This window comes from Roseococcus pinisoli (assembly GCF_018413645.1).
Classification (GTDB): domain Bacteria; phylum Pseudomonadota; class Alphaproteobacteria; order Acetobacterales; family Acetobacteraceae; genus Roseococcus; species Roseococcus pinisoli.
The window spans coordinates 711,051-733,525 of the sequence record NZ_JAHCDA010000002.1 but is presented as its reverse complement, the minus strand read 5'-3'; the positions used below and the strand labels follow the sequence as shown (position 1 = coordinate 733,525).

26 protein-coding genes are annotated in these 22,475 nt (G+C 69.5%); 11 read left to right on the top strand and 15 right to left on the bottom strand.

Annotation, left to right across the window (positions count from 1 at the left end):
- The first annotated feature begins 7 nt into the window (after positions 1-7).
- The 3 genes from KHU32_RS12220 to dmeF all read left to right on the top strand — a co-directional run bounded on the left by KHU32_RS12220 (position 8) and on the right by dmeF (position 1,690).
- Entirely contained in the window at positions 8-469 is a 462-nt protein-coding gene (locus KHU32_RS12220) for a Fur family transcriptional regulator (RefSeq protein WP_408887846.1), read from the top strand.
- A 67-nt stretch (positions 470-536) separates the two neighbouring features.
- A complete protein-coding gene (locus KHU32_RS12215; RefSeq protein WP_213670361.1) occupies positions 537-812 on the top strand; it encodes a metal/formaldehyde-sensitive transcriptional repressor in 276 nt (91 codons plus the stop codon).
- Positions 809-1,690 (top strand): CDF family Co(II)/Ni(II) efflux transporter DmeF, encoded by an 882-nt coding sequence (gene dmeF, locus KHU32_RS12210; RefSeq protein WP_213670360.1) that lies wholly within the window; start codon positions 809-811, stop codon positions 1,688-1,690. The genes KHU32_RS12215 and dmeF overlap by 4 nt, the downstream gene beginning before the upstream one ends.
- Before the next feature lie 234 nt (positions 1,691-1,924).
- On the opposite strand, the gene KHU32_RS12205 is transcribed toward dmeF, so the two are convergent.
- From KHU32_RS12205 to KHU32_RS12190, 4 genes are read right to left on the bottom strand one after another with little or no spacing between them, the layout of a single operon-like run.
- Entirely contained in the window at positions 1,925-3,574 is a 1,650-nt protein-coding gene (locus KHU32_RS12205) for an NTP transferase domain-containing protein (RefSeq protein WP_213670359.1), read from the bottom strand.
- A complete protein-coding gene (locus KHU32_RS12200; RefSeq protein ID WP_213670358.1) occupies positions 3,571-4,245 on the bottom strand; it encodes an XdhC family protein in 675 nt (224 codons plus the stop codon). The genes KHU32_RS12205 and KHU32_RS12200 overlap by 4 nt, the downstream gene beginning before the upstream one ends.
- Complete coding sequence (locus KHU32_RS12195; protein WP_213670357.1) at positions 4,242-4,556, bottom strand: XdhC family protein; 315 nt, start codon at positions 4,554-4,556, stop codon at positions 4,242-4,244. Before KHU32_RS12195 ends, KHU32_RS12200 begins: the two co-directional genes overlap by 4 nt.
- Positions 4,553-5,794 (bottom strand): vWA domain-containing protein, encoded by a 1,242-nt coding sequence (locus KHU32_RS12190; protein ID WP_213670356.1) that lies wholly within the window; start codon positions 5,792-5,794, stop codon positions 4,553-4,555. The genes KHU32_RS12195 and KHU32_RS12190 overlap by 4 nt, the downstream gene beginning before the upstream one ends.
- A gap of 138 nt (positions 5,795-5,932) precedes the next feature.
- On the opposite strand from KHU32_RS12190, the gene KHU32_RS12185 reads away from it, so the two are divergent.
- Positions 5,933-6,280: a hypothetical protein gene (locus KHU32_RS12185; protein ID WP_213670355.1), complete on the top strand. Its 348-nt coding sequence runs from the start codon at positions 5,933-5,935 to the stop codon at positions 6,278-6,280.
- Positions 6,281-6,293: 13 nt separating this feature from the next.
- Here the strand turns inward: KHU32_RS12185 and KHU32_RS12180 are convergent, their stop codons facing one another.
- Positions 6,294-7,172, bottom strand: coding sequence for an AAA family ATPase (locus tag KHU32_RS12180; RefSeq protein WP_249680988.1), 879 nt, complete (start codon positions 7,170-7,172; stop codon positions 6,294-6,296).
- Positions 7,173-7,180: 8 nt separating this feature from the next.
- The gene (locus KHU32_RS12175; RefSeq protein ID WP_213670353.1) at positions 7,181-7,813 is read right to left on the bottom strand and encodes an SRPBCC family protein; all 633 of its coding nucleotides are present in this window, start codon (positions 7,811-7,813) and stop codon (positions 7,181-7,183) included.
- A 104-nt stretch (positions 7,814-7,917) separates the two neighbouring features.
- Here KHU32_RS12175 and KHU32_RS12170 point away from each other — a divergent pair, with 104 nt between their 5' ends.
- Both KHU32_RS12170 and prpB read left to right on the top strand, forming a co-directional pair.
- Positions 7,918-9,330 (top strand): sodium:proton antiporter, encoded by a 1,413-nt coding sequence (locus KHU32_RS12170; RefSeq protein WP_213670352.1) that lies wholly within the window; start codon positions 7,918-7,920, stop codon positions 9,328-9,330.
- A 12-nt stretch (positions 9,331-9,342) separates the two neighbouring features.
- Positions 9,343-10,266 (top strand): methylisocitrate lyase, encoded by a 924-nt coding sequence (gene prpB, locus KHU32_RS12165; protein WP_213670351.1) that lies wholly within the window; start codon positions 9,343-9,345, stop codon positions 10,264-10,266.
- On the opposite strand, the gene KHU32_RS12160 is transcribed toward prpB, so the two are convergent.
- Positions 10,254-10,694, bottom strand: coding sequence for a low affinity iron permease family protein (locus tag KHU32_RS12160; protein WP_249680987.1), 441 nt, complete (start codon positions 10,692-10,694; stop codon positions 10,254-10,256). The two genes, prpB and KHU32_RS12160, sit on opposite strands and share 13 nt — an antisense overlap.
- Before the next feature lie 17 nt (positions 10,695-10,711).
- Between KHU32_RS12160 and KHU32_RS12155 the strand changes: the two genes are divergently transcribed.
- Together KHU32_RS12155 and KHU32_RS12150 are read left to right on the top strand one after the other, a co-directional pair.
- The gene (locus tag KHU32_RS12155) at positions 10,712-11,830 is read left to right on the top strand and encodes an acetoin utilization protein AcuC (protein WP_249680985.1); all 1,119 of its coding nucleotides are present in this window, start codon (positions 10,712-10,714) and stop codon (positions 11,828-11,830) included.
- A gap of 8 nt (positions 11,831-11,838) precedes the next feature.
- The gene (locus KHU32_RS12150; RefSeq protein ID WP_213670349.1) at positions 11,839-12,312 is read left to right on the top strand and encodes a DUF192 domain-containing protein; all 474 of its coding nucleotides are present in this window, start codon (positions 11,839-11,841) and stop codon (positions 12,310-12,312) included.
- Positions 12,313-12,331: 19 nt separating this feature from the next.
- Here the strand turns inward: KHU32_RS12150 and KHU32_RS12145 are convergent, their stop codons facing one another.
- Both KHU32_RS12145 and KHU32_RS12140 read right to left on the bottom strand, forming a co-directional pair.
- Complete coding sequence (locus KHU32_RS12145) at positions 12,332-13,132, bottom strand: SDR family NAD(P)-dependent oxidoreductase (protein ID WP_213670348.1); 801 nt, start codon at positions 13,130-13,132, stop codon at positions 12,332-12,334.
- A gap of 4 nt (positions 13,133-13,136) precedes the next feature.
- A complete protein-coding gene (locus KHU32_RS12140) occupies positions 13,137-14,105 on the bottom strand; it encodes a Bug family tripartite tricarboxylate transporter substrate binding protein (RefSeq protein WP_213670347.1) in 969 nt (322 codons plus the stop codon).
- A 150-nt stretch (positions 14,106-14,255) separates the two neighbouring features.
- Here KHU32_RS12140 and KHU32_RS12135 point away from each other — a divergent pair, with 150 nt between their 5' ends.
- A complete protein-coding gene (locus KHU32_RS12135; RefSeq protein ID WP_249680984.1) occupies positions 14,256-15,296 on the top strand; it encodes an amidohydrolase family protein in 1,041 nt (346 codons plus the stop codon).
- On the opposite strand, the gene KHU32_RS12130 is transcribed toward KHU32_RS12135, so the two are convergent.
- Positions 15,272-16,354 (bottom strand): mandelate racemase/muconate lactonizing enzyme family protein, encoded by a 1,083-nt coding sequence (locus KHU32_RS12130; protein WP_213670346.1) that lies wholly within the window; start codon positions 16,352-16,354, stop codon positions 15,272-15,274. The genes KHU32_RS12135 and KHU32_RS12130 overlap by 25 nt on opposite strands.
- A 90-nt stretch (positions 16,355-16,444) precedes the next feature.
- On the opposite strand from KHU32_RS12130, the gene KHU32_RS12125 reads away from it, so the two are divergent.
- Complete coding sequence (locus KHU32_RS12125) at positions 16,445-17,407, top strand: Bug family tripartite tricarboxylate transporter substrate binding protein (protein WP_213670345.1); 963 nt, start codon at positions 16,445-16,447, stop codon at positions 17,405-17,407.
- On the opposite strand, the gene KHU32_RS12120 is transcribed toward KHU32_RS12125, so the two are convergent.
- The 5 genes from KHU32_RS12120 to KHU32_RS12100 form a co-directional block, all read right to left on the bottom strand.
- Complete coding sequence (locus KHU32_RS12120; RefSeq protein ID WP_213670344.1) at positions 17,404-18,135, bottom strand: class I SAM-dependent methyltransferase; 732 nt, start codon at positions 18,133-18,135, stop codon at positions 17,404-17,406. The genes KHU32_RS12125 and KHU32_RS12120 overlap by 4 nt on opposite strands.
- A 1-nt stretch (position 18,136) precedes the next feature.
- The gene (locus KHU32_RS12115; protein ID WP_213670343.1) at positions 18,137-18,469 is read right to left on the bottom strand and encodes a DHCW motif cupin fold protein; all 333 of its coding nucleotides are present in this window, start codon (positions 18,467-18,469) and stop codon (positions 18,137-18,139) included.
- A 175-nt stretch (positions 18,470-18,644) separates the two neighbouring features.
- Positions 18,645-19,040, bottom strand: coding sequence for a Zn-ribbon domain-containing OB-fold protein (locus tag KHU32_RS12110; RefSeq protein WP_213670342.1), 396 nt, complete (start codon positions 19,038-19,040; stop codon positions 18,645-18,647).
- Between the two features lie 5 nt (positions 19,041-19,045).
- Positions 19,046-20,212, bottom strand: coding sequence for a thiolase domain-containing protein (locus KHU32_RS12105; RefSeq protein WP_213670341.1), 1,167 nt, complete (start codon positions 20,210-20,212; stop codon positions 19,046-19,048).
- Between the two features lie 152 nt (positions 20,213-20,364).
- Positions 20,365-21,288: a tripartite tricarboxylate transporter substrate binding protein gene (locus tag KHU32_RS12100; protein WP_213670340.1), complete on the bottom strand. Its 924-nt coding sequence runs from the start codon at positions 21,286-21,288 to the stop codon at positions 20,365-20,367.
- A 324-nt stretch (positions 21,289-21,612) separates the two neighbouring features.
- Between KHU32_RS12100 and KHU32_RS12095 the strand changes: the two genes are divergently transcribed.
- Positions 21,613-22,461: a hypothetical protein gene (locus KHU32_RS12095; RefSeq protein WP_213670339.1), complete on the top strand. Its 849-nt coding sequence runs from the start codon at positions 21,613-21,615 to the stop codon at positions 22,459-22,461.
- Positions 22,462-22,475 lie beyond the last annotated feature (14 nt).

Sequence of the window (22,475 nt, the reverse complement as noted above, 5' to 3'; positions counted from 1 at the left end):
CCCCATGATGCATGAAGCGGCGGATCTCGAAACGACGCTCGATCGCGCGGCCGAGCACTGTGCCGCGCGCGGGGCGCAGCTCACGCCGCTGCGCCGCAAGGTGATGCGCCTCGTGCTGGAGGCCGGGCAGCCGGTGGGCGCCTATGCACTGCTGGACCGGCTGCGCGACGACCGCGGGCCGGCGGCCCCGCCGACCGTGTACCGGGCGCTGGACTTCCTGGTGGAGCAGGGCCTCGTCCACAAGCTGGAGCGCCTGAACGCCTTCACCCCCTGCATCGAGGCCGGGCACGACCACGGCGAGCACGGGCATCCGCACCAGTTCCTCATCTGCAAGACCTGCGGGATCACGACCGAGCTCACGGACCATGGCGTGGCCCATGCGCTGGAGGCCGCGGCGAAGCGGGCCGGCTTCACGCCCGAGCGCATGACGGTCGAGGTCGAGGGCACCTGCGCCAACTGCGCCGCCTGAATCGATAAAGGAGGTACTCCTGCTGCGGCGTTGCCGCGATCTAGAAGATAGGGTAGGGGGGTATTCTATGTCGCATCTCGCCGCCCATAGGGATCAGCTACTCGCCCGCATCCGGCGCATCGCGGGGCAGGTCGCCGCGATCGAGCGGGCGATCGAGGGCGAGGCGGGCTGCTCCGCCGTGCTGCACCAGGTCGCCGGGGCGCGCGGGGCCATCAATGGGCTGATGGACGAGCTCATCGAGGAGCATGTCCGCGAGCACGTCGCCCATCCCGATCTCGGCCAGGCGGAACGCGCCGCCGGCGCCGAGGAGCTGATCGCGGCCATCCGCCGCTACGCGAAATGAGCGGGCATAGCCACGTCTTCCTGGGCGAGCGCCATGACGCCAATGCCCGGCGCACGCTCTGGGTCGTGGGCCTCACCGCCGCGATGATGGTCGCCGAGATCGTGGCCGGGCACGTCTATAATTCGATGGCCCTGCTTGCCGACGGCTTCCATATGGCGACGCATGCCGGCGCCCTGGCCGTGGCCGCCGCCGCTTATGCCTTCGCACGCCGCCATGCGGAGGACCGGCGCTTCACCTTCGGCACCGGCAAGGTGGGCGACCTCGCGGGCTTCGCCTCGGCGCTGGTGCTGGGGGTCATCGCGCTCGGCATCGGGGTGGAATCGCTGGGGCGGCTCTTCGATCCGCGGCCCGTCGCCTTCCTGGAGGCCACGGTGGTCGCGGTCATCGGCCTCGCCGTGAACCTCGCGAGCGCGCTGCTGCTCTCCGACGGGCACGGGCACCATCACCATGATCACGACCACCATCATCACGACCACGACAACAACCGCCGCGCGGCCTTCGCGCATGTGATGGCCGATGCGCTGACCTCGGTGCTGGCCATCGTGGCCTTGCTGGCGGGCCGCTACCTGGGCTGGCTCTGGCTCGATCCCGCCATGGGCATCGTCGGCGCCGTGGTGATCGCCTTCTGGGCGCGCAGCCTGCTGCGCGACACGGCCGGCGTGCTGCTCGACACGACGGACCCGCATCTGGAAGCCGAGGTCCGCGAGCAGGTGGAAGGCCCCGGTGATGCCCGCATCACCGACCTGCACATCTGGCGCGTGGGGCCGGGCGCGCATGCGGCGATCGTCAGCGTGACGGGCGGCGTGGAGGCGGAGGCGATCCGCCGGCGGCTCGTGCCCGTACACGAGCTCGCCCATGTCACGATCGAGACGCGCTGACCTCGGCCAGCCAGGGAACGGCCCTGAGCGCGGCCTCTCGGGCCGCATCCTGTGAGGGGAAAACGGCGCCAGAGAAGTAGCTCACCGGCGTCCAGCGTCCCCGATCCTCGACATCGCGGCGGAACTCCTCGAAGCCGAAGGTCCCGTCGGGGCGCCGGAAGAGGTCGACGCAGCGGTCGTGCTGGCCGTTCTCGGGGCTTTCCAGGATCGTCCAATCGCGGGGGATGCGCGGGCTCAGGCGGAGATGCGCCCGAAGCCCGGGGCCGATTTCAGCGCCTCGGCCGTGTCGAAGTCGCGCAGCACGCCGTCATCGGGCACCTCCACCTCGACCAGCCGGTCCGCATGCCGCGCGACGAGCTGGCGCGCGCCCATGTCGCCGGTGAGCTGCATCATCTCGGGCAGGAATTCGCGCCCCCAGACCATGGGATTGCCGTGCTTGCCGCGGAAGATCGGCTGCACGATGGCGCGGCCCTCCTCCGGATCGAAGCCCGCCAGGATGCGCGAGATGACCGCGGGCTCCACCAGGGGCATGTCCCCCAGCGCGACGAGGACGCCCTCCGTATCGGGCGGCAGTGCCGCGAGGCCCGCCTTCAGGCTGGCCGACAGGCCCTCCGCATAATCCTCCGCGTGCACGAAGATCACGGGCTTGCCCGCCAGCGCCGCCTCCACACGCTCGCGATCATGGCCGGTGACGACCAGGACGGGCCGCACGCCGCTCGCCAGCACCTTTTCCGCGACCCGCGCCACCATGGCGACACCTTCGCCATCGGTGACGAGCAGCTTGTTGTGCGGCGCCATCCGGCTCGAGCGCCCGGCTGCCATGACCAGCCCCGCCACCTGGCGCGGGCGGCGCGGTGCACGGAGGGGTGGCGGGCTCGCGGGGGCCTTGGCGCGGGGCAGGGGGCGCGTCTCGATCTCCTTGAGCAGGCCGCCGACGCCCATGCCCATCACGTCGCGCGAAGTGACGGCGACGCCGGCGAAGAGGCGCTGCAGCACCCAGTCGAAGCCGTTCACCTTGGGGCTGCGGGCGCAGCCGGGCAGTACCAGTGCCGGCACGCCGCCGACCTCGCCCAGGCAGATCAGGTTGCCGGGGTCCACCGGCATGCCGAAATGCTCGATCCGCCCGCCGGCGCGCACGATGGCGGCGGGCCCGACGTCCCGCCGGTCGATGGTGGCGGAGGCCCCCATGATCAGCAGCATCTCGGCGCCCTGGCGCAGCAGGCGCCTCAGCGCCTCCGCGGTGGCACCGGCCTCGTGTCGGGCGCGCTCCACTGGCAGCATCGTGCCCATCAGCGCCTCGACCCGCGCGGTGGAGATTTCGATGGCGCTCGTCATCACGCTTTCCTTCATGCCCTGCAGCTCGGTCAGCACGAGGCCGACCTTCAGTGGGCGGAAGGGATGGACGGAGAGCACGCGCTGCCTCCGCAGTAGGGCCTCGGCCACTCCCAGCGCGGCGCCGGGCACGGCGAAGGGGATGACCTTGATGGTGGCCAGCATCTCCTTCGGCTGGACCACGCTGTAATTGGCCAGCGTCGCGATGGTGAGGCTCTCGTCCAGCGCGTTCAGCCGGTCGATGGCCAGCGCGTCGAGCACCAGCAGCCCGCCGGTCTCCGCGATCAGGTTCACGCGGCCCGTGGAGGCGCGGGTGCGGGAGACATGGGGCGCCTCCATCGCCTCGCCGACGCGGCGCGCGGCCTCGTCCTCGGGCACCTCGTCCCGTTCCAGGCGGGCGACGATGACCTGGGCATGGCCCTCCGCGCGCAGCGCCGCCAGCGCCGCGGCGTCGAGCACCGTGCCCTTCTTCAGCGCCCGGTCCGCGAGGCGGATGGAATGGGCGAGGATCGCGCCCTCCGCCTCTTCCAGCGGGGTGGGGCCGAAATTCATTTGCCGCGCCGCCGGGCCACGACCTGGCCGAGGATCGAGAGCGCGATCTCGGGCGCGGTGATCGCGCCGATGTCGAGCCCAACGGGGGCCGCGATGCGGGCGATGGCCGCCTCGCCATGGCCCAGCGCCTGCAGACGCTCCACGCGCTTCGCGTGCGTCCGCTTGCTGCCGAGCGCGCCGATGTAGAAAGCGCGGCTCTTCAGCGCGACGTCGAGCGCGGGGTCGTCCAGCTTCGGATCGTGCGTCAGGGTGACGACGGCGGTGCGCGTGTCCGGCGCCAGGGCCTCCATCGCCTCGTCCGGCCAGTCGTGGTTCATGGTCACGCCGGTGAAGCGGTCCTCGGACGCGAAGGCGCGGCGGGGATCGACTACGGTGACGGCGAAGCCCAGCCCGGCGGCCATCGGCACCAGCGCTTGCGCGACATGGACGGCGCCGACCACGATCATCCGCAGCGGCGGATTGTGCGGCTGGAGGAACCAGGCCTCGCCATCGAGGGTGACATTCGCCGCCTTGTCGTCGAAGAGCACCTTCTCGGCGGCGTCGGCCAGCGCCCCGGGGATGGCATCTTCCGGGAAGAGGTGCTGCTCGCCATCCGACAGACGGGTCAGCAGCGCGACCGGCGTCAGCGAGGCGCGCGCCTTCTGCAGCCGCTCGAGGGTCAGGGGCGTCAACCGAGCTTCTCCACGAAGACCTTGAGCTTGCCGCCGCAGGCCAGCCCCACCTCCCAGGCGCGCTCGTCGCTGATGCCGAAATCCAGCAGCTGCGGCTTGCCGTCCTGCATCGCCTGCTTCGCGACGTCGGCCACCGCGCCCTCGATGCAGCCGCCGGAGACGGAGCCGGCCATGCGGCCCGAGGCGGTCACCGCCAGCATGGATCCGGCCGGTCGTGGGCTGCTGCCCCAGGTCTCCACCACGGTCGCCAGAGCGACCTGCTCGCCCTCAGCGGCCCAGGCCGCGGCGGTGCCCAGAATATCGTCGCTCATCGGCGTGTTCCTTTCCCCAGCGCCTCGATCAGCTGTCGCAGGCTTGCGAGATTATGCACGGGGCGGAACTCGTGCACATGCGGCAGCATCGCGCGGATGCCCTGGGATTTGGGTTGGAAGCCCGCATAGCGCAACAAGGGGTTCAGCCAGATCAGCCTGCGGCAGGAGCGCTTGAGGCGGTCCGTCGCCTCGGCCAAGCCGCGGCCGCCCTCGCGGTCGAGACCGTCGGTGATCAATAGGACCACCGCGCCCTGGCCCAGCACGCGCCGGCCCCAGTCCTGGTTGAACCGCTCTAGCGCCTCGCCGATGCGCGTGCCGCCCGACCAGTCGGGCACCATGTGCGCGACCATCTCGAAGGCGATCTCGGGGTCCCGGTGCTTGAGCTGGCGCGTGATGTTGGAAAGCCGCGTGCCGAAAAGGAAGCTGTGCACGCGCTCGCGGTCGTTGGTCACGGCATGGAGGAAGTGCAGCAGCACCTGGGCGTAGCGCGCCATGCTGCCCGAGATGTCGCAGATGGCCACCAGCGGCGGCGGGCGCACCACGCGGCGCTTGCGCAGGATCGTCACCAGCTCCCCGCCGCTGCGCGAGCCGGCGCGAAGGGTGGCCTTCAGATCCACGCGGGGCCCAAGGGGATCGGTGCGGAAGCGCCTTGTCGGCCGCGCGTCGAGCGGCAGGACGAGGCGGCGGATCTCCTGCTTGGCGAGCGCGATCTCCGCCGCGCTCATCGCCTCGAAATCCATCTGCTGCAACCGCTCGCGCTCGGAAACGGTCATGGCGGCGTCGAGCTGCGGGGGCTGCTCCTCCTGCTTCGGCGGGGGCGGGAGGGGGCGGTCGGCCGCCATGGCCTCGGCCATGCGGCGGTCGCCGGCCTTGGGCTTCTGGGGAGCTTTCTGCTCCTCCAGCATGGCGAAGGCGGCCTCCGTCGCGCCCTTCTCGGGGTCGCGCCAGAAGAGGGCGAAGGCGGCATCGAAGAGCTCGGCCTGCTCGTGCTTGCGCAGCAGGGTGGCCGACAGCGCCGCCCGAACCGTGGCACGGGTCTCGATCCCGGTGAGGGTCAGCGCCTCGGTGGCGGCGAGCGCATCACCGGGGCCGACCTGAAGCCCGACGCGGCGCAGCAGGCGGATGAAGGCCAGCAGGTTGGGGGCGAAGGCCTCGGCCGAGGGCCTGTCGCGCGGCGCGAGGGGGCTGCCCGTGCCACGGCGGGCCGCGGCGTGCACCGCCTCCTTCGGGGGGATCATCTGCGCCTCATCTCCGGCCATTCCAGGCCATTCCCGCAGGGCCCACAAGCCGCCGCGCCGCGACGGCGGTTCCTCCCGGGGGCAGGGGCGCTATCATCGCGCCGGCGTCCATTCGTGGCGCAGAAGGGGAGAGCAAGCATGGGGTTCCGTCGGTCCGTCCTCTTCGCCCTGGCGCTGGGCCTTCCCGTCCCGATCGCGGGGGCAGGCGCCGCGCCAGCCGTCCATGAAGGGCGCTTCGCCGTGAGCCGCGCCACCCCCATGTGCATCCGCGCCCCCTGTCCGCCGCCCTATTGGAGCTTCCACGTCGGGAACCTCTGGCTCCGTGCCGAGCGGATCGTCATCGATCCGGCAACGCTCACCTCGGTGCAGGAGGCCATCCGCCGCGCCTCGGGCCTCAATTCCTCGACCGTGGAAGGACGCGTGAGCCTGGAGGACGGTGTGGCCACGGTCCTGGTCCGGCGCTTCACGCCGCGCCCCCGGCGCTAGCGCGCCACGCCTGTCAGGCGGCGCTGCGCGCTTCCGCCACGAGCCGGGCGGCTTCCTCGCCCTTCAGCTTGGCGATGTCGTCCTGGTATTTCAGCAGGACGCCCAGCGTGGCGTCCACGGCGCCCGTCTCCAGCTCGCGCGCGTCGAGCGCGGCCAGGGCATTGGCCCAGTCGATCGTCTCCGCCACGCCCGGCAGCTTGAAGTAGTCGCCGGCGCGTAGGCGCTGGACGAAGGCCACGACCTGGGCGGATAGCCTTTCGCTCACCCCGGGCGCGCGCAGGGCCAGGATGGCCTTCTCGCGGGCGGCGTCGGGGTAGTCCACCCAATGGTAGAGGCAGCGCCGGCGGATCGCGTCATGCACCTCGCGCGTGCGGTTGGAGGTGATGATGACGACGGGCGGTGTCTCGGCCTTCAGCGTGCCGAGCTCGGGCACCGTCAGCTGGAAGTCGGCCAGCACCTCCAGCAGGAAGGCCTCGAAGGGCTCGTCCGCGCGGTCCAGCTCGTCGATCAGCAGGACGGCGGGCTCGCCTTCCAGCGCCTGGAGCAGGGGGCGTGCCTCCAGGAAGCGCCGCTCGTAGATGCTGTTCTCGATGTCGGCCACATTGCCGGCCGCCTCGGCGAGGCGGATGGCCATGAGCTGCCGGGCATGGTTCCACTCATAGGCAGCGGCCGAGAGGTCCATCCCATCATAGCATTGCAGGCGCACCAGCCGCCGCGGCAGCTGCGCGGCCAGCACCTTCGCGATCTCGGTCTTGCCGGTGCCGGGCTCGCCCTCGAGGAAGAGGGGGCGGCCCATGCGCAACGCCAGATGCACGGTCGTCGCCAGCGCCGTATCCGCCACGTAGCCGCCGGCGGCCAGCAGGGAGGCGGTGGCCGCGACGTTCTCCGGCATGCCGGCCATCAGAGGAACAGCAGGCAGGCGATCACGAACATCGCGCCGAAGCTCAGCCAGCCGATGATGGAGATGCCCATGTACTCGGTGGGAATAAGCGAAAAGATGGAGATCGCCGCCGGGGCCGGCGCCGGGGCGGCATGGGCGACGGCCGCGGGGGCATGGGCTGCTTCCGGCGCCGCGGGATCGGCAGCGGGGGCGGGAGCCAGGTTCGCGGCGAAGCGATCGAAGAACTGGTCGGCCATCTGCTTGGCGGTGCTGTCGATCAGCCGGGCGCCGAGCTGGGCCATCTTGCCGCCCACCTGGGCCTTCACTGCGTAGCGCAGCAGCGTCTCGGAAGTGCCGGTCTCGGTCAGGGCGACATCCGCGCCGCCCTTGGCGAAGCCCATGGCGCCGCCATTGCCCTCGCCGGTGATGGTATAGCTCTCGGGCGGGTTCAGGTTCTCGAGCTTGACCTTCGCCGAGAATTTCGCGGCCATCGGACCGATTTTGATCGCCACCCGGGCGGTCAGATCCGTGTCGGAGACTTTTTCGAGGCTTTCGCAGCCGGGAATCGCGGCCTTCAGGACCTCGGGATCGTTCAGCGCTTGCCAGACCTGCTCGCGCGGCGCGGCGATGAGCCGCTCACCAGACATTTCCATGAAAAGTACTCCGCCAGTTGCTTCTTTATTAGGTGTCCGGCCACGCCCCTGCAAACCCCCCGCTTTTGGTTGACGCCGAAGTCGAATTCGGGAAAAGCCCGGACATGGCAGCGACGATCCTCTTCCGCGGTGTTCTCGCTGCGCTTTTGACCGGCCTTGCTTTGCCCGCGGCGGCGGCCGAGGGCTTCGATGGAGCACAACTCAGCCTCGTCTGGGGCCTCCCCTTCGCCGGCATCCTGCTGTCGATCGCGCTGCTGCCCATCCTGGCGCCCGGCTTCTGGCACCACCATTACGGCAAGATCTCCGTCTTCTGGGGCGCGGCCTTCCTGCTGCCCTTTGCCCTGGCCTATGGCCTCGGTGCGGCGGGGGGCGAGGTCGCCCACGTGGCCGTGCAGGAATACATCCCCTTCGTGGCCCTGCTGACGGCCCTCTATGCCACGGGGGGCGGCGTGCTGCTGCGCGGGTCGCTCCAGGGCACGCCGCTGACGAATACGGTGCTGCTCACCATCGGCACGGTGCTGGCGAGCGTCATGGGCACGACCGGCGCGTCCATGCTGCTGATCCGGCCCGTGCTGCGCGCGAACGCGAAGCGCCGCCACAAGACCCATACCTTCGTCTTCTTCATCTTCCTCGTCGCCAATATCGGCGGCAGCCTGACGCCGATCGGCGACCCGCCGCTCTATCTGGGCTTCCTGAAGGGCGTTTCCTTCTTCTGGCCGACGACCCACCTCTTCGTGCCCTTCCTGTTCTGCGCGGCGGTGCTGCTCAGCATCTATTTCGCCCTGGACAGCTTCTTCCATGCCCGCGAACCGGCGCTGGAGCCGGACACGGCGCCGCGCGAGAAGCTGCGGATCCTGGGCGCCTCCAACATCTTCCTCATTGGCGTGGTCGTTTTCGGCGTGCTCATGCAGGGCATCTGGCAGCCGGGCGAGGTGACGCTGCTGGGCGAGCGCATCGGCCTCGAGCGCCTGGCGGCCATCGCGCTCTTCGCGCTGGTGACGGTGGTCTCCCTCCGAATGACGCCGCGGGAGCTGCGGCTGGAGAACGGCTTCGGCTGGGGCGCCATGGTGGAGGTCGCCAAGCTCTTCGCCGCCATCTTCCTTTGCATGGCGCCGGTGCTCGCGATCCTGAAGGCGGGTCCCGCGGGCGCGGCGGCCGACCTTGTGGCGATGACCTCGGGCCCGGCGGGGGAGCCCATTCCCTGGGTCTATTTCTGGCTGACGGGTGCGCTCTCCAGCTTCCTCGACAATGCGCCGACCTACCTGGTCTTCTTCAATTTGGCGGGGGGCGACGCGGCCTATCTCATGGGGCCGGGGGCGGCGACGCTGGCGGCCATCTCGGCCGGTGCCGTCTTCATGGGCGCCAACTCCTATATCGGGAATGCGCCCAACTTCATGGTGAAGGCGATCGTCGAGGAGAGCGGCGTGCGGATGCCTTCCTTCTTCGGCTATTGTGCCTGGGCGCTTGTCTTCCTCGTCCCGCTCTTCATCCTCTGCACCTTCCTCTTCTTCCGCTGACAGGACCCTCCCATGCCTTACGTGATCGGTGCCGACCTTCCCAGCGCTCCCGCCGGCGAGCGCTTCCGCGCGCTGCTGGACCGGCCCGAGATCCTGCGCATGCCGGGTGCCCATCTCGGCCTTGCCGGGCTGCTGGCCAAGAAGCAGGGCTTCGAGGCGCTGTACCTCTCGGGCGCCGCCATGTCGGCCACGATGGGCCTGCCCGACCTCGGCATGATCACCATCGAGGACGTCTGCTTCTTCATCCGCCAGGTGGCGCGCGCCACCGGCCTGCCGCTGCTGGTGGATGGCGACACGGGCTACGGCGAGGCGCTGAACGTCATGCACATGGTCCGCTCCTTCGAGGATGCGGGCGCGGGGGCCGTCCATCTCGAGGATCAGCTGCTGCCCAAGAAGTGCGGCCACCTCAACGACAAGAAGCTCGCCTCGGCCGATGAGATGTGCGCCAAGGTCGCCGCCGCCCATCGGGCGCGCCGGCACCTCTACATCATCGCCCGCACCGATGCGGCGGCCAGCGAAGGCATGGGCGGCGCCGTGGCGCGCGCGAAGCGCTACCTCGAGGCCGGAGCGGATGCGATCTTCCCCGAGGCGCTGACGACGCCCGAGATGTTCAAGGAATTCGCCGCGCGCATGCCGGGCGTGAAGCTGCTGGCGAACATGACGGAATTCGGCCGCACGCCCTTCCTGACGGCGGAGGAGTTCCAGGCGCTGGGCTATTCCATGGTGATTTGGCCGGTCTCGCACCTGCGCGTGGCGGCCAAGGCCTGGGAGCAGCTCTACACGCAGATCGCCAAGGACGGCGGCGCGCAGAACGCCGTCGACCGGATGCAGACCCGCGCGGAGCTCTATGAGACCATCGGCTACCACAAGTACGAGGAGCTGGATGCCAGCCTCGTGCGCACCGTCATCCCGACGGCAATGCCTCAGCGCTCCTGAGGCGGCACTGCCACGGCCAGGATGGGTTCCTCGCAGGCCGTGGCCAGCTCCTCCTTCACCTGCTGGAGGGTCTCCTCGCTTTGATTCTCCAGCGCCATGAGCCGGTTATGCGCGCCTTCCGTGGCGCGGATCAGCTCGTCCAGCTTGAGCTGGATCGCCTGCGTGTCGCGGTTCTGGGCATTCTGGATGAGGAAGACCATCAGGAAGGTGACCACGGTTGTGCCGGTGTTGATCACCAGCTGCCAGGTGTCGCTATAGGCGAAGATGGGGCCCGAGACGGCCCAGACGATCACCACGCTCAGTGCCGCGATGAAGGCCCAGGGGCGCCCGGCCTCGGAAGCGGAGCGCTGGGCTATTCTTGCGAAGACGCGGCTTATTTCCATATCGAACAGAAGTGCGGCCAGGCGCTGCGGTTGCCGGTTTGGCATTTGTTCATGGAGGCGTCTTGGCCGACCCCCTGCTGATCGGATCGGAGATCTATCGCGGCTCCACCTACGGGCCCAAGCACCCGCTGGCCATTCCGCGCGTCTCCACCACGCTCGACCTTATCCGCGCCATGGGCTGGCTCGATCCCGCGCGCTACCTCGACAGCCCGATGGCCAGCCCGGAAGAGCTCTGCCGCTTCCACGATCGGGACTACATCGCCGCGCTGCACCGGGCAGAGGCGACGCAATCCGTGCCGCCGGAGGACCGTGAGCGCTACCGCATCGGCGCCGACGGCAATCCCGTCTATCGCGAGGTGTTCCGGCGCCCGGCCACCAGCGCCGGCGGCGTGATGCTTGCCGCCCGCAAAACGGCGCAGGAGGGCGGCGTCATCCACGTGCCGGGCGGCGGCACGCATCACGGCCAGCGCGCCCGGGCCAGCGGCTTCTGCTACGTGAACGACGCCGTGCTTGGCCTGCTGGCCTGGCTCGATGCCGGGCTGACCCGGATCCTGTACCTGGACATCGACGCGCATCACGGCGACGGGGTCGAGATCGCCTTCGCCGAGGAGCCGCGCGTCACCACCCTCTCGATCCATGAGGCCGGGCGCTGGCCCTTCTCCGGCCGGGCCCATGTCGCGCCGCATGCGCTGAACCTGCCCGTGTCGCAGGGCTTCAACGACACGGAGATGCGCGCACTGCTGGAGGGCGTGGTGCTGCCGCTGATCGATCGCCTCCGCCCGGAGGCCATCATGCTGCAATGCGGCGCCGATGCGCTGGAAGAGGATCCGCTGGCAAAGCTTTCCCTCTCCAACAATGCCCATGCGGGCTTCGTCGGCGCCGTCTGCCGCGCGGCGCCGCGCTTCCTGCTGCTGGGGGGAGGCGGCTACAACCCCTGGACGGTCGCCCGCTGCTGGGCGCGGAACTGGGCGGTCATGAACGGCCTGGACGTTCCCGACCGCCTGCCGCCGGAGGCCGAGGAGGTGTTGCGACGGCTCACCTTCAACCGCGCCGCCGGCCGCAACCCGCCCGAGCATTGGTTCACCACGATGGCGGACGTACCGCGCGAGGGACCGGTCGGAAAAGCTGTCGCCGATCTCATCCGCGACACCCTGCCCGAACTCCTCGGAGCTGTGGCATGATCGCGGGCATGAAGCGACGCATCTTCCTCCTCGGCTCCCTCCTGGCCCCTCTGGCGGCCCGCGCCCAGCCCGGCGTGAACCAGCCCCAGCCGAAGCTGCGGATCGAGGACCTGACCATCGTCGGACGGGACGGCACCCGCCACCTGTTCCACACGGAGATGGCCCTCGATCCCAACGAACAGACGGTCGGCATGATGTTCCGCACCAGCATGGCGCCGGATGATGCGATGCTCTTCGACTGGGGCCAACCGCGCGAGAGCGCCATGTGGATGCGCAACACGCTGATCCCGCTGGACATGATCTTCATCACTGCCGAGGGCCGCATCCATCACATCCATGAGCGCGCGGTGCCGCAGAGCCTGGCCACGATCAGCAGCCGCGGTCCGGTCCGCGCCACGCTGGAAGTGCAGGGCGGCACGGCCGAGCGGCTGAACCTGCGGGTGGGCGACCGCGTGATCCACCGGCTCTTCGGCACCGAGTAGCCCTGGGGCCGGCGTTGCCTCAGCCGCAGCGCACGGACATGCCGCCATCCACCACCAGCTCCGTGCCGGTGATGAAGCGCGCCTCGTCCGAGGCCAGGAACATCACCGCATTCGCCGTGTCGCGGCCGTCGCCCGCCCAGCCCATGGGAATGCGCGCGAGGCGTTGCTTGATCAGCGCCTCCACGTCGCCGCCCGAGCGCTGGCCGGCGAGCCGCGCCTCCACCATCGGCGTGTGCATCTGCCCCGGCACCACCGTGTTCACCCGGATGCCGCGCGCCGCGTATTGCACGGCGACGACCTTGGAGAACTGGATCACCGCCGCCTTGGACGCCGCATAGGCCACCTGCGCCGAGCCCGTGAAGCGGATGCCGGAGGTGGAGGCCAGGTTCACGATCGCGCCGCCGCCCTGCGCCTCCATGATCGGGATCACGTGCTTGCAGGTGAGGAAGACGCTCTTGAGGTTGGTGTCGATCTGGACGTCCCAGACCTCCTCGGGCATCTCCACCGGCCCGCCGGCGGCCGAACCGCCGACATTGTTCACAAGGATGTCGATGCGGCCGAAGCGCTCCTTCGCCTCGGCGACCATCTCCGCCACGGCCGCGCCATCGGTGACGTCGCAGGTGACGGGGATGAACCGGCCGCCCTGATCCTCGATGCGCTCCTCGGTCTCGCGCATGGGGCCGAGGTCGCGATCGGCGCCGATGACGGTGGCGCCCTCGCGTGCGAAGCCCACGGCGGCCGCGCGGCCGTTGCCCCAGCCGGGCCCCACGGAGCCGGCGCCCGTGATGAGCACGATCTTGCCGGAGAATCTCGGTCCCATGGGCTTACTCCACTCGGATGTTTTCGCTGGTGGCGAGGTCGCGCCAGCGCGTGAGATCGGCCTGAATGAAGCGCTCGCTCTCATCGCGCGAGAGCCGCGATGGCGTCGCGCCCTCCTGTTGCATATTGGCCGCGAGCCGGCCCTCGCCGAGCGCTTCCTGGACGGCGTGATGCAGCCGTGCCGCGATCGGCGCGGGAATGCCGCGGCGGGCCATCAGCGCCCACCAGATGCTGGCCTCGTAATCCGGCAGGCCGGATTGCGAGGGCGTGGGCGCGGGCGGTGCATTGGCCGGCAGCTGGTCCATCGTCCAGCCGAGGAGCTTGATGCGCCGGTCCGCGATCAGCCCGGCAGCGGCCGTCACGGTCGTGAAGGTCAGCGCGATGGTGCCCGCCACCATGTCGTTCAGCACCGCCCCCGTGCCGCGATAGGGGACATGGACCATGTCGAGCCGGCCAGCGCGCAGCGCGAAGAGCGCGCCGGACAGATGACCGATGCTGCCGGGGCCGGAGGAGCCGTAATGCACATCCCCCGGATGCGCGCGGATATAGGCCACGGCCTCCGCCATGCTGTTCGGCGCGAAGCTCGGCGAGGCCAGCATGCAGAGCGGCGAGGTGGCCAGGACGGCGATGGTCTCGAGGTCGCGCGACGCATCGTAGGGCGTGCGCTGCGTCGCCGCCGAAGTCGCGAAGGTGGAGGAGGTGAGCATCACGCCGTAGCCGTCCGTGGGTGAGCGCGTGAGCTCCGTCGTGCCGATGGTGCTGCCCGCGCCGCCCCGGTTCTCGATGACGAAGGGCTGGCCCAGCAGGCGGCCCAGCGTATCGGCGAGCGGCCGCGCCAGCGCGTCATTGCTGCCACCAGGCGGAAAGGGAACAATGAGCCGGACAGGCCGCGCGGGCCATTCCGGCTGGGCGAGGGCAGGGGCTGCCAGCACCGGACCTGCCAGCGCACCGAGCAACAGGCGCCGCCGCATCATGAGCTTCTCGCCTCGCGCATCGATGCCGCCTGTCGCCGCGTGATCCGCATGCGCGTCCTGACGTTTCCGTTCCCGCAGCCAGCCTAGGCCTGCTTCGCCGCCGCCGACAACCGGCCTAGTCTTCCCGGAGAAGAACAATCGGGAGCGTCCATGAGCACCGCCGCGCATCAGCACTATCTTCCCGTCCGCGAGGACTGGCTGGCGACGAACCGCGAGGAGATCCTCGACCCGGGGCAGCTCATCGTCGATCCGCACCATCACCTCTGGGAGCGCCCGGGCTGGCGCTACCTGCTGGACGAAATCCTCGCCGATATCCGCACCGGCCATGACGTGCGCGCCACGGTGCTCGTGCAGGCGCGCGCCATGCATCGCGCCGAGGGGCCGGAGGAGATGAAGCCGGTCGGCGAGACGGAATTCGCCAATGGCGTCGCGGCCATGTGCGCCAGCGGCGGCTATGGCAAGGTGCAGGTCTGCGCCGGCATCGTGGGCTTCGCCGATCTCAGGCTGGGAGAGGCCGTGAAGCCGGTGCTGGAGGCGCATCTTCGTGCCGGCGGCGACCGCGTTCGCGGCATCCGCCACATCGCCACCTGGGACACCGATCCGCAGCTGATGAACCCGGCCTATCAGCCGGCCGAGGACATGCTGGACAGCGCGGAGTTCCGCGCGGGCTTCGCGCAACTGGCACCCCTCGGCCTCTCCTACGACGCCTGGCTGTATTTCCTGCAGATTCCGCGGCTGACCGCGCTGGCGCGTGCCTTTCCGCAGACGCCGATCGTGCTGGACCATTGCGGCGGCGTGCTCGGCATCGGCCGCTTCGAAGGACAACGTTCGGAGGTCTTCGCCGAGTGGTCGAAGGCGATGGCGGAGCTCGCCACCTGTCCCAATGTGATGGTGAAGCTGGGTGGCCTCGGCATGCGGCTACCGGGCTTCGGCCTCGAGCAGCAGCCCAAGGCGCCTTCGTCCGAGACGCTCGCGCAGCACTGGAAACCTTATATGGAGCGCTGCATTGAGCTCTTCGGCACGGACCGCTGCATGTTCGAGAGCAATTTCCCCGTGGACAAGGGCGGCTACGGCTATGCCGAAGGCTGGAACGCCTTCAAGCGGATCGCGGCTGGCGCGAGCGTCGAGGAGAAGGCGGATCTCTTCTGGCGCTCCGCCACGCGCTTCTACCGGCTGCCCAGCATCGGCTGAAGGCCGAGGCCCGGCGCGGTCGGCACCTCGATGAAGCCGTCCTTCACATCCAGCGCCTCGCCATAGGGCGGCGAGGCGATGTCGGCGAAGTAGATCTCGATCGGTTGTTCCTGCTCGCAGGCCGAGAGGAAGTGCAGCGAGGCCAGCAGGCCGGGGCCGAAATAGGGGCAGTGCGGCACGAGCTCCACACCCGCTGCCTTCGTCAGCGCGGCAACCTCCAGCATCGCGCTGACGCCGCCGACCTTGGTGACGGAGGGCTGCGCGACGTCCAGCGCCTTCGCCTCCAGGAGATGCCAGAAATCCTGCGGGCCGCCGGCATTCTCGCCGGCCGAGATGCCGCACTGCGCCGCCGCGCGGACGGCGGCCGTCGCGGCAAAATCCTCGGGCGGCCAGGTGGGCTCCTCGACCCAGCGGATGTTCATGCCTTCCACCGCACGGCAGAAGGCGAGGGCCTGCTCCACCGTGTCCCAGGCGCAGTTGATGTCGAGCATAAGCGGGATCTCGGCCGGCGCTGCCGCGCGCGCCGCGCGGATGCAGTCAAGGTCCACCTCGTGCAGCTTGATCTGGCGATAGCCGCGCCGGACCGCCTCTCTCACATTGCGCGCCACATCCTCCGGCACGCCGTAGCGCAGCAGGCTGGCATAGGCGGGCACGCGCCGGCGGTCGGCCTGGCCAAGCAGGCTGTGCAGCGGCACGCCCGCGCGCTGCGCCTTCAGATCCCACAGCGCGATGTCGATTCCCGAGATGCCGAAGGTCACGGGCCCGTTGCGGCCGAAATTGTGGAAGCGGCGGGACAGCATCCTTCCCAGGCCCGCAATATCCTCGGCGTCCTGACCGATGGCGGCGGGCGCGAGCAACCGATCCAGCGCATCCTTCGTCGTGTCCACCAGGTTGAAGCCGAAGCCTTCCCCCCAGCCGTGGCGGCCGTCCTCGGTTTCCACGCGCACCAGCAGCGTGTCCATGCCGCGCAGATGCAGGTTGCCGCCAACGCCGCTTTCGCCCGCGCCGTAGGTGAAGCTGCTGCGATGAATGTGGCTTTCGACCTTCGTGATCTTCATGACGTTCCGTTTCCCCTTCCGGCCGCGCTGCCGCTGATCGATAGTTGCACCCATGAACGGCTCGTTGAAGCCGACGGGGAAGGGACGTCCATGATCAGACGTACGGTGCTGGCGCTGCCGTTCGGCTTCGCGGCCACGGCCTCGGCGCAGGAGGCCTGGCCTTCTCGCCCCATGCGGTTGGTCGTGCCCTTCGCTCCCGGTGGGCCGAGCGACATCGTCGCTCGGGTGTTGTCTCCCCGGCTCACGGCGGCTTTGGGCCAGCCGGTGGTGGTGGACAACCGCGCGGGCGGCGGTGGCATCACCGGCCTCGAGGTCGTGGCCCGATCGGCGCCGGACGGCTACGTCTTCGGGCTCGGCAGCGCGGGCGGCCTCGCCATCGCGCCGCATCTTGGCCGCGGGACGCCCTATGATTCGCTGCGGGATTTTGCGCCGATCACCCTGGGCGTCTCGGTCCCCGAACCCATCGTCGTGCCGGCCGCGCTGCCTTACCGGACCCTGGCCGAGCTGATCGCGGCGGCGAAGGCCCAGCCGGGGCGGTTGAACTTCGGCACCACGGGGCCGGGCAGCATGCCGCATCTCGCGGCGGAGCAACTGCAGGCCGCCGCCGGCATCCAGTTGACCCAGGTGTCCTATCGCAGCGGCGGCCTGCTCGCGACGGCGATCCTGCAGGGGGAGGTCCAACTCGGCTTCGCGGACCTGCCCGTGCTGCTGCCGCATATCCGCGCGGGCACGCTGCGGCCGCTGGCGGTGGGCGCGACGCAGCGCCTGTCCTGGATCCCCGAGGTGCCGACCATGGCCGAGCTCGGCCTGCCCGGCGTGGACGCCAGCAACTGGCATGGCTTCGTGGCATCTGCCCGCGTGCCCGAGCCGGTGATGACGGCGCTGCACCGCGCCGTCGCCGGCGCATTGCAGGATCCGGAGATCGCGCGCGTGCTGCACGACCAGGGCGCGGTGCCGGGCGGCAACACGCGTGAGGCTTTCGGCAACTTCCTGCGCGTGGAGAACGAGAAGTGGAACGGCGTGATCCGGCGCGGCAACATCCAGGCGGACTAGCCTGCCGGCGCCTCGTCCTTCCGCGCGGCCAGGAGCAGGAACATCGGCCGCTCGAGCTCCTTCGCCCAGGATGGCTCGGTGGCGATCTGCGCCTCCGTCGGGCGCCAATCCTCCACGTGGGTCAGGCGCAGGCCGGCGCCGATCAACAGGTTCAGCGTGGTGCCGAGCGTGCGGTGCTGCTTCACCACACCCTTGGTGAACCAGTCGGTGACGCGCTCGCCTTCGTGGAAATAACCGTCGAGCGGCCAGACATGCCCCTCCCAGCGAGGCTGGGAGGGCGCCATGAAGATGGGATGCTCCATGGACACGACCACCGAGCCGCCGGGCACCAGAGCACGCGATACCTTGCCGAGCAGCGCGCCCAGATCGGCGATGTAGTGCAGCGCGAGCGAGCTGAAGACGAGGTCGAAGGCGGCTTCCGGCAGCTCGACCGTCTCGAGGTCCGCGCGGCGGTATTCGATAACGGAGCTCGCGCCCATGGAGCGTGCCCGCTCGAGCATCTTCTCGGAGAGCTCCAGGCCCAGCACCCGTGCCGCGCCGTGTTCGGCGGCATGGCGGGAGAACCAGCCGAAGCCGCATCCGAGATCGAGCACGCGCTTGCCCTGCAAATCCGGCAGCAGGGCGCGCAGCGCGGGCCATTCCGGCGCGCCGGCCAGACCCATCCGCGAGCGCGGAAGCTGGCTGTAGCCGGCCAGGAACTCCTCGCGGTCGTAGATGTTCTGCGCCATGTCAGTCGACGATGAAGAGCTTCACGCCCGTCTGCGTCGAGGAGCGGTGAGGGGAGTCGCCGAAGTCGGAAACCTGGTAGCTCATGCCCGCCGTCAGCTTGTTCTTCCGTCCGTCCTTCAGTTCGGAATCCAGCTCGCCCTCCAGCACGTAGATGATGTGCCCGCGGTCGCACCAATGGTCGGCGAGGTAGCCGGGGCCGTACTCCACCAGGCGGATGCGGATGTCGCCGATATTGATCGTGCGCCAATGGCCCATCCCCGTTTCGCCGGGATGCTCGGTGCGCGGCACCTTCGACCAGTCGGTGACGGTGAAGGGCAGTTCGGGGATCTTCATGGGGTCTCGCTCCGTTGGGGAAGCGCCCGTGATCCGCACGAAGAGGCGCCTCGCCGCCAGTATCGACCCACGCGGCTGCCTTCGCCATGGGGCGCCGCAGGTTTTCGCGGTATCGGGCGGACACAAAAAAGCGGCAGCCCTCTTTCGAGGCTGCCGCCGGATACCCGAAAAGAAATCAGGCGAGGACGAACATCGGCACCGGGGCGCCGCCGTCGCTGTCCTTGAACTTCACCTTCACCTTGAGGCCGATCTTCAGGCTGTCGAGGTCGCATTCGATGATGTTCGAGAGGACGATGGGGCCCTCATCCAGCTTCACATAGGCGACGGAGAAGGGCTCCTTCCCGCGCGCCACGCTGTAGCTGTAGATCTCGCCCGTGCCCTTGGCCTCGACGAACTCGACGTTGTTCGAGAGGGTGAAGGGCGAGACGTGGCGCGGATAGTGGAAGAGCTTCCCCGTATCCAGGCACTTGCCGAGCAGCAGCTTGCCGGCGCGGAAGCCGTCGAGGATGACCTTGTTGTCCGGGGTCTCGCCGGGAGCCTGGGGGACGCGGTCGAAGGCTTGAGTCGCCATGTTGTTCACTCCCTCTCCAGGATGACGGTGCCGCAGCCGTGGCGCGTGCCGAGGCTGCCGCCCTTGCCGTTGGCCAGCACGAGGTCCGGGTTCGGGACCTGTACCTTCGGATGCGCTTCGCCACGGGCCTGACGCACGGCCTCGATGACCTTGGTCATGCCGCCGCGGTTGGACGGATGGTTGTTGCAGAGACCGCCGCCATCCGTGTTGAAGGGCAGCTTGCCGACGCCGGAGATGAGACCGCCGTCCTGCACGAAGGCGCCAGCCTTGCCCTTCTCGCAGAAGCCAAGATCCTCGAGCTGCAGGATCACCGAGATGGTGAAGCTGTCGTAGATCGAGGCGTACTTGATGTCGGAGGGCTTCACCTTCGCCTTGTCGAACGCCATCGGGCCCGAGAAGCGCGCGGCGGAGTAGGTGAGGTCGATGCCACCGGCATTCTGGTGCTTGTAGGCTTCGCCCCAGCCCTTCACACCCACCTTCGGGCGATTCAGCTGAGCAGCGATCTCGGGACGCGCGACGATCAGCGCGCCGCCGCCATCGGAGATGACGCAGCAGTCAAGCCGGTGCAGCGGGTCGGCCACCATCGGTGAGTTGACCACGTCCTCGACGGTGACGACCTTGGGCAGCATCGCATGCGGGTTGTACTGCGCGTGCGTGGACGCCGCGACCTTCACCCAGGCGAGCTGCTCGGAGGTCGTGCCGTACTCGTACATGTGGCGCGAGGCGACGTTGGCGTGCATCGTCGCGATCGTGCGCGCATAGGGAAGCTCGAAAGGCTCGTCGGGAACGCCGACGCCCGAGCTGCGAACGGCGGTGCCGGTCTGCATGCCCTCGGCGCGCGGACGGCCGGCGAGCGTGATCAGCGCGACGTTGCACTTGCCCGCGATGATCGCCTCGACCGCATGGCCGACATGGATCACGTAGGAGGAGCCGCCGCTTTCCGTCGTGTCGTAGTGACGGATCTTGTTCAGCCCCATGTAGTCGAGCATCGAGAGACCGCCCATGCCCGGGGCGTCGCCCGCGCAGAAGTAGCCGTCGATGTCGGAGGCGGAGAGGCCCGCATCCTGCAGCGCGCCGTAGGCGACCTCCGCATGGAGCTGCGCGGTGGACTTATCCTCGGCCTTGCGCGTCGGGTGCTCGAAAGCGCCCACGATGTAGGCGGGGTTCTTCATGGGCGGCACTGCCCTTTCCTGGCGATCATCGCATCCTCCCGGATGAGTGGGCCGCCATCTCATGAGGCGACGGCCGCAGCCTCGCCGCGACGGGCCGATCAGTCAACCGGTCGGTCGGGCGAAGTCGACATGCTGCTGGAAAGGCTTGCGAATCATCCCAGGTTCAGTTGGCGCGCGATTCTTCTGTACAGCTCGATCTGTGTCTCGACATGCGCCCGGGCCGCCGCGCCGTCGGTGACGTGGGGTACGCTGCCCAGGCGGCGCGTGGCGGTCAGCCATTCCCGGTCGCGCCCCGTCGCGGCCAGGACCTCGGACCAGAAGGCCGTGATCTCGGCGGTCATGCCCGCGGGTCCCGCGAGGGCGTTCCACCCCGCGATCTGCGACAGATCGCCAACACCGGCTTCGGCCGCCGTCGGCACACCCGGCAACTCGGGCAGCCTCGCTTCGCCGGTCACGACCAGCGCGCGCACCTGCCGGTTGCGGATGGCACCCATCATGTCGCCGAGATTATTGCCGCCGAACTGCGCGTCGCCACTGAGCAGCGCGGCCAGCGCTTCGCCACCACCGCGATAGGGCACGGCCTGCGCCGCATCGATCGGCAGTCCGGCCGTCGCCAGCAGGTGGCGCACGCCGAGATCGAGGATGGTCGCGGGGCCGCTCGTCGAGAAATTGAGCGTGCCCGGCGCGTTGCGGATCGCATTCAGCAGCGAAGCCAGATCGCGATAGGGCGAGTCCGCACGCACGCAGATCACGTACGGATTGAGATCCAGCAGCCCGATCCAGGTGAAATCGTCGATCTGATAGGGTGTGCGCGGATCAATCGCGGGCAGGATCGCCGAGGCGGCGACGCGGGCGAGAAGCAGCGTTTCGCCGTCAGGCCGCGCCCTCGCGACATATTGCGTGCCGATGGCGCCCGAGGCGCCGGCGCGGTTCTCGACGACGATGGCGGTCGGCGTTCCGCCCATATGCTTCACGGCATAGGTAGCGAAAGTACGCGCTGCGAGATCGGCCGCGCCGCCAGGCGTGAAGGGGGCGACGAGCGTCGTCGTTCGTGCCGCGGGCTGGGCCCAGGACAAGCTCGGCCACATTCCTGCCGCAACCATGCGCATGCTTCGGCGCGTGAACATCACCCACTCCCCGTCGAACGAGCAATGTAGCCCGAGGCATCAACCGGGCGGAGGGGTCAGGGTTGCCCATCTCCTTCACCGCATGCTACCGCGTGTTGCATGTTGACCGAGATTGGCCCGAAAGGGAGAGGTTACCCCCTCCCGACGCCCCGGCACACGCCCCGCGTTTCGAAGCTTTTCGGAACGCGGCGGCCTTGGAAACGCCGGAGGTTCCGCCGCCTTCTTGCCCTCGGGGCCCTCGCCGCATGCCTGATGGGCGCGATGGGCTTCTCCATGTCCGCCGGCCAGGCAGCCGAGCGCAACCCGGCTGCACGTAGCGCACCAGCGCATCGTAACGTCTCGGCGCCGGCCCGATCGACCGTCCGCGCCACGCCGCCCCAGGACCGCCGGGCCTCGGCCACCCAAACGAACCGCAATTCCCAGGCCCGGGTGCGCGTGGCCAGCCGGACCCATCAGCGGACTTCGGTCGCCCGGATCCAGGCGCAGCCCCGGATGCGGGACGCCCCGCACGAGTTGATCCCCGTCATCGGCCCGGATATGCGCGCCGGCATGCCCTCGGGCGACACCTCGCCGCGCGCCGCCTGCCTCGCGGCCACTCGCCGTGCGGAGGAGGTCCATGGCCTGCCGCAGGGCCTTCTCACCGCCATTGCCCTCGCCGAGAGCGGGCTTCACGCCTATGCGCTTTCGATCGGCGGCCGCGCGCATTTCCCCGAGACGGAAAGTGCTGCCCGGGCGCTCTATTCCGGCGCGCCCGCGGGCCGCAGCATCATGGCCGGCTGCGTCCAGGTGAATGCCCGCGTCCATGCGCGCAATTCCTACTGGCCGCTCGACCCGGTCCGCTCGGCGGATTGGGCCGGCGGCATCATGGCGCGCTGGGCGGCCGAGACGGGAAGCTGGTCGGAGGCGCTGCGCCGCTGGCACGGCGGCAGCCCGGCCTCCACGCGCCGCCTCGTGTGCCGTGTGCGGGCGAAGATGGAAGTGACCAACCCGCGCAGCACGCTGTTCGACGACTATCAGTGCGATTCCTCGCAGGCCGAGCGCACGCGGCGCAACGGCGCGGCGCATCTCGCCACGGCGGAGCGCCAGACGCGCCTCGCCCTGGCGGAACATCAGTCGCGTTGATTTGACTGCGGCGG